Annotated in this window: 12 protein-coding genes; 6 read left to right on the top strand and 6 right to left on the bottom strand. The window is 61.7% G+C overall.

The features are described from left to right. Nucleotides 1-116: 116 nt before the first annotated feature. The gene (gene glpD, locus BM062_RS10695; protein ID WP_371326575.1) at nt 117-1646 is read right to left on the bottom strand and encodes a glycerol-3-phosphate dehydrogenase; all 1530 of its coding nucleotides are present in this window, start codon (nt 1644-1646) and stop codon (nt 117-119) included. Nucleotides 1647-1977: 331 nt separating this feature from the next. Continuing rightward, nucleotides 1978-2781: a DeoR/GlpR family DNA-binding transcription regulator gene (locus tag BM062_RS10690; protein ID WP_092396616.1), complete on the bottom strand. Its 804-nt coding sequence runs from the start codon at nt 2779-2781 to the stop codon at nt 1978-1980. Nucleotides 2782-2921: 140 nt separating this feature from the next. On the opposite strand from BM062_RS10690, the gene BM062_RS10685 reads away from it, so the two are divergent. The 6 genes from BM062_RS10685 to BM062_RS10660 all read left to right on the top strand — a co-directional run bounded on the left by BM062_RS10685 (nt 2922) and on the right by BM062_RS10660 (nt 11436). After that, nucleotides 2922-3995 carry a LacI family DNA-binding transcriptional regulator gene (locus BM062_RS10685; protein WP_092396614.1) on the top strand — a complete coding sequence of 358 codons (1074 nt, stop codon included), beginning with the start codon at nt 2922-2924 and terminating at the stop codon, nt 3993-3995. Nucleotides 3996-4132: 137 nt separating this feature from the next. Then, a complete protein-coding gene (gene gudD, locus BM062_RS10680) occupies nt 4133-5488 on the top strand; it encodes a glucarate dehydratase (RefSeq protein WP_092396612.1) in 1356 nt (451 codons plus the stop codon). Between the two features lie 19 nt (nt 5489-5507). Further along, nucleotides 5508-6461 (top strand): aldose 1-epimerase, encoded by a 954-nt coding sequence (locus BM062_RS10675; protein ID WP_092396610.1) that lies wholly within the window; start codon nt 5508-5510, stop codon nt 6459-6461. A gap of 51 nt (nt 6462-6512) precedes the next feature. Next, entirely contained in the window at nt 6513-7784 is a 1272-nt protein-coding gene (locus tag BM062_RS10670) for an MFS transporter (RefSeq protein ID WP_092396608.1), read from the top strand. Between the two features lie 20 nt (nt 7785-7804). Next, the gene (locus BM062_RS10665) at nt 7805-10231 is read left to right on the top strand and encodes a glycoside hydrolase family 31 protein (RefSeq protein ID WP_092396606.1); all 2427 of its coding nucleotides are present in this window, start codon (nt 7805-7807) and stop codon (nt 10229-10231) included. 29 nt (nt 10232-10260) lie between these two features. Next, nucleotides 10261-11436, top strand: a complete 1176-nt coding sequence (locus tag BM062_RS10660) for a porin (protein WP_092396604.1) — start codon at nt 10261-10263, stop codon at nt 11434-11436. 23 nt (nt 11437-11459) lie between these two features. Here the strand turns inward: BM062_RS10660 and glcF are convergent, their stop codons facing one another. The 4 genes from glcF to BM062_RS10640 form a co-directional block, all read right to left on the bottom strand. Then, complete coding sequence (gene glcF, locus BM062_RS10655; protein WP_092396602.1) at nt 11460-12695, bottom strand: glycolate oxidase subunit GlcF; 1236 nt, start codon at nt 12693-12695, stop codon at nt 11460-11462. 36 nt (nt 12696-12731) lie between these two features. Then, on the bottom strand, nt 12732-13805 hold the full coding sequence (gene glcE, locus BM062_RS10650; protein ID WP_092396600.1) for a glycolate oxidase subunit GlcE: 1074 nt from the start codon (nt 13803-13805) through the stop codon (nt 12732-12734). A gap of 15 nt (nt 13806-13820) precedes the next feature. Beyond that, entirely contained in the window at nt 13821-15332 is a 1512-nt protein-coding gene (locus tag BM062_RS10645; protein WP_092396598.1) for an FAD-linked oxidase C-terminal domain-containing protein, read from the bottom strand. 177 nt (nt 15333-15509) lie between these two features. After that, nucleotides 15510-16397, bottom strand: a complete 888-nt coding sequence (locus BM062_RS10640; RefSeq protein ID WP_092396860.1) for a LysR substrate-binding domain-containing protein — start codon at nt 16395-16397, stop codon at nt 15510-15512. Nucleotides 16398-16434 lie beyond the last annotated feature (37 nt).

Genomic DNA, 16434 nt, shown 5'->3' with positions numbered 1-16434 from the left:
AGGTTGGTGAATCCGCCTGGGCGGACCGGGCGACTTTGATCCGGGGCTGATTACGGACCTGTCTTTTTTATCTTCCGGCGCTGCTGCCTGCCGGGCAAAACTTCAGGTAAACCATTTCACGCCAGCATGGCGGCCGGTGCGGGTACTTGCTGCGCTTCCAGCCAGGCATGCAGGCGTTCGACTCCGGTTGCATCAAAACGCAATCCCAGCTTGGAACGGCGCCACAGGATGTCGTCGGCAGTCAGCGCCCATTCGTTGCGCATCAGGTAGCGCACTTCCGCTTCATACAGGTCGGCGCCGAACAGTTCGCCCAGCCCGGCCATCTCGTGGATGCCGTCCAGCAGGCGCGCCGCGCGGGTGCCGTAGGTGCGTGCATAACGCGCCGCCAGGGCGGCCGGCAGCCAGGCATGGCGCTGCTGGAAAATCCGCTGAAAGTCTGCGAAATCGGCGTTGGCGATGTCGCCGCCCGGCAGCGCTTCATGCGCGGTCCAGTCCGATTTCATGTAGCCGAACAGCGGCTGCAGCTGCTCCATGGCTTCTTCCGCCAGGCGCCGGTAAGTGGTGATCTTGCCGCCGAATACCGACAGCACCGGCGCCAGCCCTTGTTCGGCCCGCAGCTCAAGACGGTAGTCGCGGGTTACCGCGGATGGATTGGCGACCTCTTCTTCCAGCAGCGGCCGCACGCCGGCATACGACCAGACCACCTGTTGCGGCGTCACGGCGGCTTCGAAATAGCGGCTCACCGATTCGCACAGGTAAGCGGTTTCTTCCTCCGAAATCTCTACCTTGCCCGGATTGCCGCTGTACTCGACATCGGTGGTGCCGATCAGCGTGAAGTCGGTTTCATACGGAATCGCAAAGACGATGCGCTTGTCGGGATTCTGGAAAATGTAAGCATGGTCGTGGTCGAACAGGCGCTTGGTGACGATGTGGCTGCCTTTGACCAGGCGGATGTGGTGCTGGGCCGGCGTATTCAAGGCGCTGTTCAGCAAGCTGGCGACCCAGGGACCGGCAGCGTTGACCACGCAGCGCGCCTTGACCTTGGTAGTCGCGCCGCTCACGGCCGACAGCAAAGTGGCGTCCCAGTATTGCGTACCTTGCCTGGCTTCGATCAGGCGGGTTCTGGTGAGGATGGCGGCGCCGCGTTCCTTGGCGTCCATCGCATTGAGCACCACCAGGCGCGCATCTTGCACCGAGGCGTCGGAATACACGAAACCTTTGCTCAGGGTTTTCTTCAGCGGCGCACCGGCCGGATGCTTGCGGAAATCGATGGAGCGCGAGCCGGGCAGCAATTCGCGCTTGCTCAGGTTGTCGTATAAAAACAGGCCGGCGCGTATCATCCAGGCCGGCCGCAGGCTCGACACATGCGGCATCACGAAGCGCAGCGGCGCGATGATGTGCGGCGCCATGCGCAGCAGCAGTTCGCGCTCTTGCAGGGCTTTGCGGACCAGGCTGAATTCGTAGTGTTCGAGATAACGCAAGCCGCCATGTATCAGCTTGGTGCTGGCCGATGAAGTGTGCGAAGCCAGGTCGTCCTGCTCGCAAAGCAACACGCTCAATCCGCGGCCCGCGGCGTCGCGCGCAATCCCGGCGCCGTTAACGCCGCCGCCCACTACCAGCAAATCAACAATTTCATCTGATGCCACAGCCATCTCCTTGTGTCGGCAACTTGCTCATCGGACATATCCAGTTGTTGCCAAATAGCAAAACGGTATGCATGCAATGTCACCGCACATCATAAAATATTTATATTCGAAAGTATATTGTTCGAATTCGAACATTGATAATCATTTATATTTATTGAAAGCAATTATTCGATAGAGATAAACTTAATTGCTTATAGATGAACACTATCCTCTCCCCGGCCCGGAGGCTTGCAAGTGGCTGTCACGCATAAGGGGTAGCCTGAGCCGTCGCCCGGATGGAGGAAAAAAGGGGATGAATGTCGCCGTGCGGCGTGCGAATGGCTTCGCGGGATTATTGTTTTTGCTGCCGATCCGCGTTGTCGGTAACGAACACGTCGATTTTCGCTTCTTCGAAAATGCCGGTCATGGCTTCCGGCACCGGCTTGTCGGTGAACAGGGCATTGATTTTCGAGATATCGCCGAGCCGCACCAGCGCCGGCCGCCAGAATTTCGAATGGTCGGCCACCAGGAACACGGTGCGCGAATGTTCGATGATCGCTTCCGAAACCCGCACCTCGCGATAGTCGAAATCGCGCAGGGTGCCGTCAGCCTCTATGCTGGAAATGCCGATGATGCCGAAATCGACCTTGAAGCGGCGGATGAAATCGATGGTTTCTTCGCCGGTGATCCCGAGGTCGCGGGCGCGCACCACGCCGCCGGTGATGATCACTTCGCAGCCCGGATAGCCGCTCATGATGGCGGCCACGTTCAGGTTATTGGTGATGACCCGCAAGTTGCGGCGCCGGCTCAAGGCCTTGGCGACTTCTTCGTTGGTGGTGCCGAGGTTGATGAAGAGCGTCGCCTGGTCCGGGATATGTTCCACCACCAGGGCGGCGATGCGGCGCTTTTCTTCCGAATACAGACCCTGCCTGGCGCCATAGGCGATATTCTCGGCGCTGGACGGCAGGCCGACGCCGCCGTGATAGCGCTGCAGCAGGTTCATTTCCGCCAGCAGGTTGATGTCGCGCCGGATGGTCTGCTGGGTGATCTTGAAGCGCGTCGCCAGATGTTCTACCGTCACAAAACCGTCGCGTTGCACATAACTCAACAGCTCCTGCTGGCGAGCGTTAAGCTTTTGCGTTGATATCTCTGGCATGAACCCTGTCCTGTGCGGATTTTTCAAAGGCTTTTATTATGATGGGATTTCTGCCATAAGGGGAGAATGCACAACGCATTTTGTCGCACCGCCCCGGGCACAATGGTAACGGTATCATTTTATAATGTTAGAATTTCGCCATGGAAAAAGAAAACTTGATGAATGCCGTCGTCGCCGACGTCACCGCGCGCCGTAAAGGCGGCCGTAAAACCGGCGGCTTCACCTTGCGCGACGTCGCCAAACTGGCGGGCGTCGCGCCCATCACGGCGTCGCGCGCACTGAATACGCCGGACGCCGTCTCCGCCAAGGTTCTGCAAAAAGTGCAAGCCGCGGTAGCGCAGACCGGCTATGTGCCGAACCTGCTGGCCGGCGCGCTGGCGTCGCAGAAAAGCCGCCTGGTGGCGGCCGTGGTGCCGACCTTGTCCGGTCCGATGTTCCTGGAAACCGTGGAAGCGCTGACCGACACCCTGGCCGGCGCCGGCTACCAGGTGATGCTGGGCCAGAGCGGTTATGAAAATTCGCGCGAAGACGCCTTGCTCGACGCCATCATCGGCCGCCGCCCGGACGGCATCGTGCTGACCGGCATCACCCGTTCGCCGCAGGCGCGCCGGCGCTTGCTGGCAAGCGGCATCCCGGTGGTCGAAACCTGGGACCTGACGCCAACCCCGGTCGACATGCTGGTCGGTTTTTCCCATGAAAAGATCGGCGCCGCGGTGGCCCAGTACCTGCACGCCAAAGGCAAGAAACGGGTGGCCGCCATCAGCGGCGACGACGAACGCAGCCGGCGCCGCGCCACGGCGTTTTCCGAGGCGGCGGTCCGGCTGGGCATGGCGCTGCCACAGGAAACTGACATCCCGGCTTGCCTGGTGACGGCGCCCACCACGCTTGGCAACGGCCGCAGCGGGCTACGGGAATTGCTGCAGCGCGCACCCGACATCGACGCCGTGTTTTGCAGCTCCGACCTGCTGGCCCTGGGCCTGATGATTGAAGCGCAAGCCAGCGGCATCGCCATTCCCCGCCAGCTGGCCGTCATCGGCCTGGGCGACCTCAGCTTTTCGCGCGACCTGCAGCCGCCGCTGACCACGGTCCGCATCGACGGCACAGCCATCGGCAGCACCGCCGCGCGTTTCATCATCGCCCGCTCCGAGGGCAAAAGCGTGGCCGAACCGATCTGCGATCTCGGCTTCACCATCATAGAGCGCGCCAGCGTTTAACCTCTTTTTCGCAAAAAAAATCATTGACAGCCAAAAATGGGACCGCTACCATTTGCTCGAATTCGATTTGGTAGCGGTCCCATTTTTAGCAATAAAAACAACAAAATATTTCAGCGCACACAGCCATAGGCAGCCCCATGACAGATTCGAATACCAGCCAGTCCGCCCCAGGCACTCCGCATATCGTCGACATGCGCGTGGTGCCGGTAGCCGGGCGCGACAGCATGCTGCTCAACCTGAGCGGCGCGCATGGCCCCTATTTCACGCGCAACATCGTGATCCTCAGCGACAATGCCGGCAACACCGGCGTGGGCGAAGTGCCGGGAGGCGAACGCATCCGGCAAACGCTGGAAGATGCGCGCCCGCTGCTGCTGGGAAAATCGATAGGCAACTACCAGGCGATCCTCAACAGCGCGCGCGCGGCGTTCAACGACCGGGACGCCGGCGGCCGCGGCCTGCAAACCTTCGACCTGCGCATCGCGATCCATGCGGTGACGGCGCTGGAAGCCGCCATGCTCGACCTGCTCGGCAAATTTCTCGGCGTGCCGGTGGCGGCGTTGCTGGGCGAAGGCCAGCAGCGCACTGCGGTGAAGATGCTGGGCTACCTGTTCTACGTCGGCGACCGCAACGCCACCGACCTGCCCTACGCCAGCGCGCCGGACGCCGCCGACGACTGGCTGCGGCTGCGCCACGAGCCAGCCTTGGACACGCAGGCAGTGGTCGCCTTGGCCGAAGCCGCTTACCAACGCTACGGCTTCAACGATTTCAAGCTGAAGGGCGGCGTGCTGCGCGGCGAGGATGAAATCGAAGCGGTGACGGCGCTGGCCGAGCGTTTCCCGGCGGCCCGCATCACGCTTGATCCGAACGGCGGCTGGCTGCTCAAGGATGCCATCCGCCTGTGCCGCGACCAGCACGCGGTGCTGGCTTATGCCGAAGATCCCTGCGGTGCGGAGAACGGCTTTTCCGGGCGCGAAGTAATGGCTGAATTCCGCCGCGCCACCGGCTTGCAGACCGCCACCAACATGATCGCCACCGACTGGCGCGAGATGGGCCATGCCATCCAGCTGCAATCGGTGGACATCCCGCTGGCCGATCCGCACTTCTGGACCATGCAGGGTTCGGTGCGGGTGGCGCAGATGTGCCGCGAATGGGGCCTGACCTGGGGCTCCCATTCCAACAACCATTTCGATATCTCGCTGGCGATGTTCACCCACGTCGCCGCCGCGGCGCCGGGCGACATCACTGCCATCGACACGCACTGGATCTGGCAAGACGGCCAGCGCCTGACCAGGCAGCCGCTGCAGATTGCCGGCGGCATGGTCGAAGTGCCAGACAAACCCGGGCTCGGCGTCGAACTTGATCCGGTGGAACTGGAAGCCGCGCACCAGCTCTACCGCAGCATGGGACTGGGTGCGCGCGACGATGCCGCGGCCATGCAATACCTGATCCCCGGCTGGAAATTCGACAACAAGAAGCCTTGCCTGTTGCGCTAAGGCGCACGATGAACGTCAAATGAAAACACTCCTGCTCCCGCCGGAAATCAGCCTTGGCAACGACGGCTGGCATTTGACCTTGTCGCCTGCAGCCGGCGGCCGCGTCACGTCTCTCAGGTCGTCGCACGGCGAGCGTGAAATCGACTGGATCGTCCCCATGCCGGAACAGTGCAGGCGGCACGGCTTCCCGGCAAGCGCCTGGCCCAAGGCCGGCATTTATCCGCTGCTGCCGTTTTCCAACCGCATCCGCGGCGGCAGGTTTTCCTGGGCGGGCCTGGTTCTGAACTTGCCGCTGCACCCGGGCGAACGGCATGCCATGCACGGTTTTGGCCACTGCGCCGAATGGCAATTGCTGGATTGCGATGGCAGCAGCGCCGCAATGCTGTACGTCCATGAACAAGACGACAGCGGCTGGCCCTGGCGTTTCGAAGCGAAGCAGACCATCAGCCTGGCAGCCGGCGCACTCGCCATGAAAATGGAGATCACCAGCACCGGCAATACGGCATTGCCGCCGATGCCGCTCGGCGCCGGTTTCCATCCGTATTTTCCGCGGCGCTTCGCCCGCCAGGTTTCCTTTGCCGCGCAACAGCTGTGGCAAGCCGATGCCGAACATGTCGCCGTCGATGTCGGCAACGTCCCTCCGCAGCATGACTACCGCACCCTGCGCAGCATTACGCCAGAGGAAGAGCTGACGCTGTATTACGGCGGCTGGAACGGACAAGCCATGCTCAGCGACGGCCGCCAGCACAGCATCGCGATTTCCGCTTCTGCGCCGCTGTCGCACCTGGTCCTGCATGTTCCCAAGGCAGGCGAATACTTCTGCATCGAACCAGTGACCCACGTCGCCGACGCAGTCAACCTGGCGCAATCCGGCTTTCCCGATACCGGATTAAAAACCCTGGCCGCCGGCCGTACCTTCAGCTGCGGTTTCCGGATGGCGTTTTCCAGCCTGGCCATCCCGGAACCGCCATGACGCCCAGCCGGCGCTCAATCACATAAATAAAAACCAACCGAGACAACAACAATGAAACATATCAAAGGCCTGCGCTGGTGGATCATCGCCCTCGTCTGTTTTGGCACCATACTCAACTACATATCGCGCAACTCGCTGGGCGTGCTGGCAGATACGCTGAAACACGACCTGGCGTTCAGCACCAAGGAATATTCGTACGTGGTGGCGGCCTTCCAGGTCGCCTACACCATCATGCAGCCGGTATGCGGCTACATCATCGATTTCCTCGGCTTGAAAGTGGGCTTCGCCTTGTTTGCCGCCGCCTGGTCGATAGTCGGCATGCTGCACGGCTTCGCCACCGGCTGGTTATCGCTGGCGTTCTTCCGCGGCTTGCTGGGCCTGACCGAAGCCGTCGCGATTCCGGCAGGCGTCAAAGCGGTATCGGAATGGTTTCCAAAACAGGAGCGCTCGGTGGCAGTCGGCTATTTCAACGCCGGCACATCGATGGGTGCGGTGATCGCACCGGTGCTGGTGGCATGGCTGCTCTACAAACATGGCTGGCAGGCAGCGTTTATCGCCACCGGCGCGCTGGGCTTCATTTTCGCGGGTTTGTGGTTCTTCTTTTATCGGGCCCCTAAGGATCATCCCAACCTGTCCGATAAAGAACGGGCATATATCCTCTCCGGCCAGGAAAGCATTGCCGAAAGCCAGGCCCACGCCAAGCCATCGGTGCGGGCGATCGTCGGGACGCGCCGTTTCTGGGGCATCGCAATCACCCGCTTCCTGGCGGAACCGGCCTGGCAAACCTTCAATTTCTGGATTCCGCTGTATTTCATTTCGGTGCGCGGCATGAACCTGAAAGAGTTCGCCGTCTTCGGCTGGATGCCGTTCTTTGCCGCCGACATGGGCGGCATCCTGGGCGGCTACCTGTCGCCGTTCCTGATGAAGCATTTCAAGTTCAAGCTGATCAGCTCGCGCATCGCCGGCATCGCCACCGGCGCACTGCTGATGACCAGCGTCGGTTTTGTCGGTTATGTAGAAAGCCCCTACGTGGCCATCGCCCTGTTCTGCATAGGCGGCTTTTCCCACCAGATGATTTCCGGCCTGGTCAACACCATGACCGCCGACGTCTTCAACACCCGCGAAGTCGGCACTGCCAACGGCCTGACCGGCATGATCAGCTGGATCGGCGGACTCTCGTTTTCATTGCTCATCGGGCAGCTGGCCGAATCGATAGGCTATACCCCGCTGTTCGCTGCGCTCGGCATGTTCGACGTGGTCGGCGTAACGATTCTTTTCCTGCTGTACCGCGGCTATAAAGACAGCAATGTCGCCAGCAACTGAACAAGAAATTGGAGACTTCCATGTCAGTCAAACGCATACCTGAATTTCACCTTGCCGCGCAAAAAGGCGCGCTGCTGACGCTCAAGGGTTCCGGCGGCCAGGTCGCCCATATCTTCGTACTGGAGCAAGACATCATCCGCGTCATGGTGTTGCCTGATGCGAAGCTGCGCTTCCCCCGCACTTGGGCGATTGCGCCGGGCGCCAGCCAACTGCCGCTGGAGGGACGCGACCGTTTCTCGCTGGCGGGTTTTACGCAACCACCCTACAGCACCGAGGAAAGCGGCGGCGCCCTGGTCATACAAACCGCAAAAATCCGGCTGACGGTGCAACTCAAAGGGCTCTCCTGCAGCTGGGAAACCTGCGAGGACGGGACCTGCGGGACCTGGCGAAGCGCCGCCCAGGACCGCGCCACGCAACATGTCAATTTCGGCTACTGGGACGACAAGGTCTACCACTACCTCAAGCGCGACGCCAAGGATGACATGTATTTCGGCCTCGGCGAGCGCAGCGGCGACACCAACCGCCACGGCCGCAGCTATTCCCTGAAAACCATCGATGCGATGGGCTACAACGCCGGCAGCACCGACGCCTTGTACAAGCACATCCCGTTCTACCTCACCTGGAACCGGCGGCAAAAAAACACCTTCGGCCTGTTCTACGACACGCTGTCCGAAGGCAAGCTGGACATGGGGTGCGAGCTGGACAATTATCACGGCCACTACCGTTATTTCGTTGCCGACCATGGCGACCTTGATTATTACTTCATCGCCGGCGACGACATGGAGCACGTGGTGCGGCGCTATACCTGGCTGACCGGCAAACCGGCGTTCACGCCGAAATGGGGCCTCGGCTATTCCGGCTCGACCATGACGTATACCGATGCCCCGAACGCACAGGAAAAGATGAACGAATTCCTGGAAAACTGCGAGCAGCACGACATGCTGTGCGAATCGTTCCACCTGTCGTCCGGCTACACGTCGATCGGCGACAAGCGCTATGTATTCAACTGGAACCGCGAGAAATTCCCCGACCCCAAGGCCTTTGCCCAGCATTACCTGGAACATGGCGTGCGCCTGTGCGCCAACATCAAGCCTTGCTTGCTGCAGGACCATCCGTGTTTTGCCGAAGCGCGGGACCTGAACCTGTTCATCAACGACCAGGACGGCGAACCGGAAATGGTGCAGTTCTGGGATGAAATCGGCGCTTACCTGGATTTCACCAACCCGGATACCGTCAGCTGGTGGAAGCAGGCCGTGACCAGCTCCCTGCTGGAATATGGCATCACCAGCACCTGGAACGACAACAACGAATTCCAGGTGCTCAATCCGCAGGCGAGCGTCCACGGTTTCGGCCAGCCGTTCAAAGCGGTCGAAGCCAAGGGTTTGCAAACCATGCTGATGATGGCCGCCTCGCAGGAAGCGCAAACCGCGTTTGCGCCGCACCAGCGGCCCTACCTGGTCTCGCGTTCCGGCGCCGCCGGCATGCAGCGTTACGTGCAGACCTGGTCCGGCGACAACTACACCTCGTGGCAAACCCTGAAGTACAACATCAAGATGGGCATTGGACTGGCCTTGTCCGGCATTTCCAATACCGGCCATGACGTGGGCGGCTTCAGCGGCCCGGCGCCGGGTCCGGAACTGCTGCTGCGCTGGGTCCAGTTCGGCATTTTCATGCCGCGTTTTTCGATCCATTCCTGGAACGACGACAAGACTGTCAACGAAGCCTGGATGTACCCTGAAATCACCGGCGCCATCCGCAACCTGCTCAAGCTGCGCGCCCGCCTGACGCCGTATTTCTACGACCTGCTATGGCGCTACCACCAGCACTATGAACCGATGATCAAGCCTACCTTCCTGGCTTTCCCCGGCGATCCGCGCTGTTTCGAGGAAAACGACGACATGCTGGTCGGCCCCAGCCTGCTGCTGGCTGCCGTGGTGGAGCCGGGCCAGCACAGCCGCAGCGTGTACCTGCCGGCAGGCGCGGACTGGTACGAATTCTGGAGCGGCGCGCATCACCGCGGCGGGCAAGAAATCGTATTGCCTGCCGTCGGCGAGCAACCGCCGCTGCTGGCCAGGGCCGGCAGCGCCATCGCCGTCAACCTCGCTGAACAGCATTTCAACCGGGCCGCGCATCAGCAAGGTTTCATGGTCTTCCCGCACCAGGCCGACGGCAGTTTCACGGCCGAGTTTTTCGACGACGACGGCTGCAGCCACGCCTACCAAAACGGACAGCACAGCTTGTGGAAGATCCGTGTCCAGAGCTGCGCATCGACTTTGGAAATCGCGGTCGGATGCGCGGGCGTGCAGCCGGCGTCCGATATCGTGACCGTGCTCTTGCCGCGCCACGAAAATCGCCGGCTGCCGGCTGGTGCTGCCGGCATCGTCAACGACGCCATCGTCGAGGGCTACCGCGAAATCAAGTTAAGAATCACCAAACCGGCATTCTGAAGCAGTCCAATAACCATAAAGGGAGACACATGAAACACAAAACACTGGCGCTGGTGACAGCAGCCGTTTCATTCGCAGGCCATGCCCAGGCGCAAAACGGCGTCACCATCTACGGCACCGCCGACGCCGCGATCATCTACTCCAGCAGCCAGCGCGGCCATGCCAACACGTATATGAACAGCGGCAACCTGAATGCCAGCAAGCTGGGATTTAGCGGCAGCGAAGACCTGGGCGGCGGCAGCAAAGCCATCTTCACGCTGGAACAGGGATTCAACATCGACAACGGCACCCAGAGCGATCCCAGCAAGGCGTTCAACCGCCAATCCTTTGTCGGATTGAGCGACGCCCGTTACGGCACATTGACGCTAGGCCGCCAGTACACGCCGTACTGGCGCTATGTCGGCGGACTGGGATCGACCGGCGTGCTGACCGGCGCCACCGGCGCCCATCCGGGCGACCTGGACGGCCTCGACACCACCATACGCATCAATAACTCCCTGGTCTATGCGACGCCGCTGATTGCCGGTTTCCAGGCCAGCGCCCTGTATGGTTTCGGTGAAAACGCCGGCACCATGGGTTCCGGAAATACCCTTAGCGCGGCGCTGCGCTACGACATTAATGCGCTCAGCCTCGCGTTGGGATATCTCAAGCTGAACAACAACAACCTCAAGGGTTTTGCGCCATGGGATCCGAACGTCACGTCGGGCAGCTACGCCCAGTCTCCGGTCAATGCCGGTTATGCCTCGGCCAAATCGATACAGATGATCGCAGCAGCGGCAAGGTACCAGGCTTCGAGCAGCCTAATGCTGGGATTGAATTTTTCCAATGTCCAGATGGCGCCGGGAGCAGCGTCCTTGTTCACGCACCAGGCCAGTTTCAATACGGCAGGCGTGATTTCCAGCTACAAGCTGACGCCTGCCGTCACGGTAGCGGCAGGCTATAGCTACACGCGGGAATCAGCCGCCAACGGCATCAGCAATCCGGCCCGCTACCAGCAGCTGTCCCTGGAGCAGACCTACGATTTCTCTAAACGCACCGCGCTTTACTTCCTGGAGGCCTATCAAAAAGCGCGTGGCCAGACCTTGGGGAAAGATGGCGTGACAGCGGTCGACGCAGTGGCCGTGGTCGGCGACTCGCAAAACGGCACGCCGTCTTCCAACGGCAAGCAGTTTGTCGCGGCAGTCGGCATCCGCCATCAGTTTTAAGGGCGCCGGCGCCCTTAAAACTGTCAGTCCAGCGCCTGGTCCAGCAGTTCGATCCAATGCCTGACCGGCGTCTGCGTGCCCGACTGCAGATGGGTCAGGCAGCCGATGTTGGCCGAGACGATCATGTCCGGCTTGGTCGCCTGCAGATTGTCCAGTTTGTTGTCGCGCAAGCGGTACGACAACTCCGGCTGCAATACGGAATAGGTGCCGGCCGAACCGCAGCACAGGTGATTGTCGGCGCACAGCTGCACATCGACGCCGACGCTGCGCAGCAGGCCTTCCACCTTGCCGCGGATCTGCTGGCCGTGCTGCAGGGTGCATGGCGGATGGTAGGCCACGCGCTGGGTAAATTTCCCCTGCAGTTTTTGCTGCAGCTCCGCCTCGAACGCCGGCAGGATTTCACACAGGTCCTTGGTCAGTGCGGAAATCGCTTTTGCTTTCACGGCATAGGCCGGATCGGCGGCCAGCAGATGTCCGTATTCCTTGACCGTGACGCCGCAACCCGACGCGGTCATGACGATGGCTTCGACGCCTTGCCCATTGCTGCCTATCACGTACGGCCACCAGGCGTCGATATTGCGCCGCATGTCGTCCAGCCCTCCGGCGTGGTCGTTCAGGTGGTAACGGATCGCGCCGCAGCAGCCGGCCTTGGGCGCTACCAGCAGCTGCACCCCGAGCGCGTCGAAAACCCGTGCGGCGGCGTGGTTGATGTTGGGCGACATCGCCGGTTGCACGCAGCCGTCCAGCAACAGCATCTTGCGCGCGTGTTCACGGCGCGGGAAAATTCCCGCCTCCTGTTTTTCCGGCACCTTGTTTTTCAGCTTGCGCGGCAACAGCGGCCGCAGCAGCTGGCCGGCTGCCATGGCCGGCTTGAACAGCCAGGGGCGCGGCAAAAATTCTTTCAGCAGCTTGCGCGTCAGCTGCTGCGCGACAGGGCGCGGCACCTGGTCGTCGACCACCTTGCGCCCGATATCGAGCAAGCGGCCGTATTCGACGCCCGACGGGCAAGTCGATTCGCAATTGCGGCAAGTCAGGCAACGGTCCAGGTGAGACTGGGTCTTGACGGTGGCCTTGGTCCCTTCCAATACCTGCTTGATCAGGTAGATGCGGCCGCGCGGGCCGTCCAGTTCATCGCCCAGCAACTGATAAGTCGGGCAGGTAGCCGTGCAGAAGCCGCAATGCACGCAGGCGCGCAGAATCGCGTCGGCCTCCTTGCCTGCGCGGGTATTCTTGATGAAGTCGGCGAGATTGGTTTGCATGGCTTGCTGCGCTATAGGTTGTTTGTGAGGTTCGGATCAAAAGCCGGGATACATGCGGCCGATATTGAAAATCGCCGCAGGATCGAAGCTGGCTTTCAAACGCCGGTGAATCTGTTCCACCGCGGGCGCCAGCGGATGGAACACGCCGGCATCCTTGTCGCCGCCGCGGTACAGCGTGGCATGGCCGCCGGCGGCGGACGCTGCGCTCCGCACCGCCTGCGCGTCGGCGCCGGTGAACAGCCAGCGCTGCGCCCCGCCCCATTCGATCAGCGTAGCGCCGGGCAATGCCAGCGGTGCGGCGGTCGACGGCAGCGCCAGCCGCCACAACGGCTTCTGCGCGGCTGCCGGCGCAAAAAAAGCGTGCGTCTGCTCACGCAGCGCGTGCCAGAAATCGTCCGCATCGGCGACCGCTTCACCGCCGAGGTTCCTTTCCGCGGCGCTTACCGCTGCCTGCGCGCCGGACAGGCGCAGCGTCAGCATGCCATCCTGCCAGCAGCTGGCGGAAACCGGCAAAGGCAAGCCGCCCCACTGGTTAAGGCTGCGAATCGCCTCGGCTTCACCCATGGCAAACCGGCGACTGCTGCTGGCGAACGGGCGCGGCAACACTTTCAGCGACACTTCCAGGATCACACCCAAGGTGCCAAGCGAACCGGCCAGCAAACGTGACACATCGTATCCCGCCACGTTCTTCATGACCTGTCCGCCGAAATGCAGGATGTCGCCCTTGCCATCCATCAGCACCGCGCCCAGCACAAAGTCGCGCAACGCGCCAACCGCCTGCCGCGACGGGCCGGACAAGCCGCTGGCGACCATGCCGCCCAAGGTCGCGGCGCTGCCGAAATGCGGCGGTTCAAACGGCAACATCTGGTTGTGCTGCGCCAGCAGCGCCTCGATCTCGGCCAGCGGGGTGCCGCAACGAGCGGTGATCACCAGTTCGGTCGGTTCATAATCGATGACGCCGCTATAGCCGCGCGTGTCGAGCAGCTCGCCCTGCACCTGCTGGCCATACCAGCGCTTGCTGCCGCCGCCGCGGATTTCCAGCGGCCGGTGTTCCGCGGCGGCGGCGAGGATCTGCGCCTTGGCCTGCTGCCTGAATGATTCTGCGTCCATATTGTCGGGTCTGGTTTAGAAGCGCGGGAGTTCCGCAAATTTCAGCTGGCCGCGCTGCACATGCATCTTGCCGTACTCGGCGCAGCGTTGCAAAGTGGGGATCGCCTTGTCCGGATTGAGCAGGAATGCGGTATCAAAAGCGCGTTTGACATTGAAGAAAGCTTCACGCTCCAGCGGCGAAAACTGCACACACATCGAATTGATCTTTTCGATGCCGACGCCATGCTCGCCGGTAATGGTGCCGCCGACAGCCACGCACAATTCAAGGATCTCGGCGCCGAACTCTTCCGCGCGATGAAATTCGCCAGGCACGTTGGCATCGAACAGGATCAGGGGATGCAGGTTGCCGTCGCCGGCATGGAACACATTGGCGCAGCGCAGGCCGTATTTGCCTTCCATCTGCTCGATGCCGAGCAGCACTTGCGCCAGGTTCTTGCGCGGGATGGTGCCGTCCATGCAGTAGTAATCGGGGGAAATGCGGCCGGCAGCCGGAAAGGCGTTCTTGCGGCCTGACCAGAAGCGCAGGCGCTCCGCTTCCGAAGTCGAGACTTCGATGCGGGTCGCTCCGCTGGCGTTGAGCACCGCGCTCATGCGGCCGATTTCCTCTTCCACCTCTTCTGCGGTGCCATCCGATTCGCATAACAGGATGGCGGCGGCGTCGATATCGTAGCCGGCCTTGACGAAGGGTTCCACCATGCGCGAGCTGGTGCGGTCCATCATCTCCAGGCCGGCCGGGATGATGCCGGCGGCAATCACGTTGGCGACCGCATTGCCGCTCTTCACCACGTCGTCAAAGGAAGCCATGATGACCCTGGCCGCCTGCGGCTTGGGGATCAGCTTGACCGTGACTTCGGTGACCACGCCCAGCATGCCTTCCGAGCCGATGAAGAGCGCCAGCAAATCGAGGCCGGGCGCATCCAGCGCGCCGTTGCCGAGTTCAACCACGTCGCCGTCGATCGTCACCATCCTGACCCGCAGCACGTTGTGCACGGTAAGGCCGTATTTCAGGCAATGCACGCCGCCCGAATTCTCCGCCACGTTGCCGCCGATGGTGCAAGCGATCTGGGACGACGGATCCGGCGCGTAATACAGATCGTGCGCGGCTGCCGCCTCGGAAATGGCGAGGTTGCGCACGCCGGGCTGCACCACGGCAGTCCGTGCATACGGATCGAGCTTGACGATGCGGGTGAATTTGGCGGTGGACAAGACCACGCCGTCGGCGATCGGCATGGCGCCGCCCGACAGGCCGGTGCCGGCGCCGCGCGGCACGATGGGCACCTTGAGATCGCGGCAAGCCTTGAGGATGGCGACTACCTGTCCTTCGTTCTCCGGCAACGCCACCACCATCGGTGTCTGCCGGTAGGCGGCCAGGCCGTCGCATTCGTAGGGCCGGGTATCTTCGATGTTCGACAGCAGCGCCTGTTCCGGCAGCAGCGCCCGCAGCGCGCTGACGACTTGCTGCTGGCGGACCGGGCTAAAGGCGGATTCAGCAGGAGCTGTAGCGAGCGATGCTGTTTTCCCGTTCATGCTGTTGTCCCATTGGCAGGCTGGCTATCGGAGAGTGTGTTTTCTATCGTCGAGTATAACGATATTGTGTTTTCAACAGAATGTTTTCCTCTGATATCCAGCTTGGATCCGCCTGAAAAGCTTGCATCGCGCGGATGAAATATTTTCAGGCGGCCGTCCGCCTGCCGCCAATCCGCTTCAGATGCGGCTGAAAGTATCCTTCATCCATTCAATGAAGGTGGTCACTTCCGGCCGTTCCTGCGGCTTTTGCTGGTACACCAGGTAATACGCATGGGGCGGCGAAGTCAGGCTGATGTCGAACAATTGCACCACTTCTCCCTGCGCAATCATCTGCTGGGCAAAATGCTTGCGGGTCAGGCCGACCCCATGGCCATGGCGCACCAGTTCCAGCAGCAGCCCCAGGTCGTCGGCACGCAAGCCGGAGGAAGGCTCGGGCCAGTCCAGCCCGGCCGCCTGGAACCATGGCTGCCAGGGTTCCAGCGCCGAGCGCAGCAGGCTTGCCTTGCGCAAGTCGGCCGGCTGCTTCAGCGGGCCGACTTGCTTCAGGTATCCCGGGCTGGCGACGGCAAAGGTGGGTTCCTCAAACAGTTTCTCGGTGGTGGTGTTGGGATACTTGCCTGCACCAAAACGCACTTCAAGATCGCTCTCCGTCAAGCTCAGGTCGTACAGCGGCACCGACAGGAATATTTCGACCACGATCTCAGGGTGCCGGCTGGCAAATTCATGCAGGTGCGGGATCAGCAGCTGGCGGGCAAACGTCGGCGGCGCGGTGATCTTGACGCGCGGCTGCACCTGGGCGTTACGCTGCGGCAGCGGAAATTCGGTCAAGGTGCGCAAGGCGCTGCGCACCACCTCCAGGTAACGGTGGCCGAATTCGGACAAGGCGACAGTCCTGCCCTCGCGCGAGAACAGGCGTTCGCCGACGAAATCTTCCAGCAGGCGGATCCGGTGCGACAGCGCCGACGGCGTGATGCACAACTCGTCCGCCGCCAATGCGAACGAGTGGTGGCGCGCGGCAGCTTCAAACGCGGACAAGGCGTGCACCGGCGGCAGGCGGTTGACCAGTGGGGTTTTGTTCAAAATGATTACCTAGACACGTGGA

It is taken from the genome of Collimonas sp. OK412 (assembly GCF_900112135.1).
GTDB classification, from domain to species: Bacteria; Pseudomonadota; Gammaproteobacteria; order Burkholderiales; family Burkholderiaceae_D; genus Collimonas; species Collimonas rhizosphaerae.
This window is presented reverse-complemented; position numbering and strand designations above follow the sequence as displayed.

Bases quoted from the DNA above. Each gene is read 5' to 3' on its own strand.
- BM062_RS10690 (WP_092396616.1), bottom strand. From the start codon at position 2,781: ATGCCAGAGATATCAACGCAAAAGCTTAACGCTCGCCAGCAGGAGCTG.
- BM062_RS10685 (WP_092396614.1), top strand. From the start codon at position 2,922: ATGGAAAAAGAAAACTTGATGAATGCCGTCGTCGCCGACGTCACCGCG.
- gudD (WP_092396612.1), top strand. From the start codon at position 4,133: ATGACAGATTCGAATACCAGCCAGTCCGCCCCAGGCACTCCGCATATC.
- BM062_RS10675 (WP_092396610.1), top strand. From the start codon at position 5,508: ATGAAAACACTCCTGCTCCCGCCGGAAATCAGCCTTGGCAACGACGGC.
- BM062_RS10670 (WP_092396608.1), top strand. From the start codon at position 6,513: ATGAAACATATCAAAGGCCTGCGCTGGTGGATCATCGCCCTCGTCTGT.
- BM062_RS10665 (WP_092396606.1), top strand. From the start codon at position 7,805: ATGTCAGTCAAACGCATACCTGAATTTCACCTTGCCGCGCAAAAAGGC.
- BM062_RS10660 (WP_092396604.1), top strand. From the start codon at position 10,261: ATGAAACACAAAACACTGGCGCTGGTGACAGCAGCCGTTTCATTCGCA.
- glcF (WP_092396602.1), bottom strand. From the start codon at position 12,695: ATGCAAACCAATCTCGCCGACTTCATCAAGAATACCCGCGCAGGCAAG.
- glcE (WP_092396600.1), bottom strand. From the start codon at position 13,805: ATGGACGCAGAATCATTCAGGCAGCAGGCCAAGGCGCAGATCCTCGCC.
- BM062_RS10645 (WP_092396598.1), bottom strand. From the start codon at position 15,332: ATGAACGGGAAAACAGCATCGCTCGCTACAGCTCCTGCTGAATCCGCC.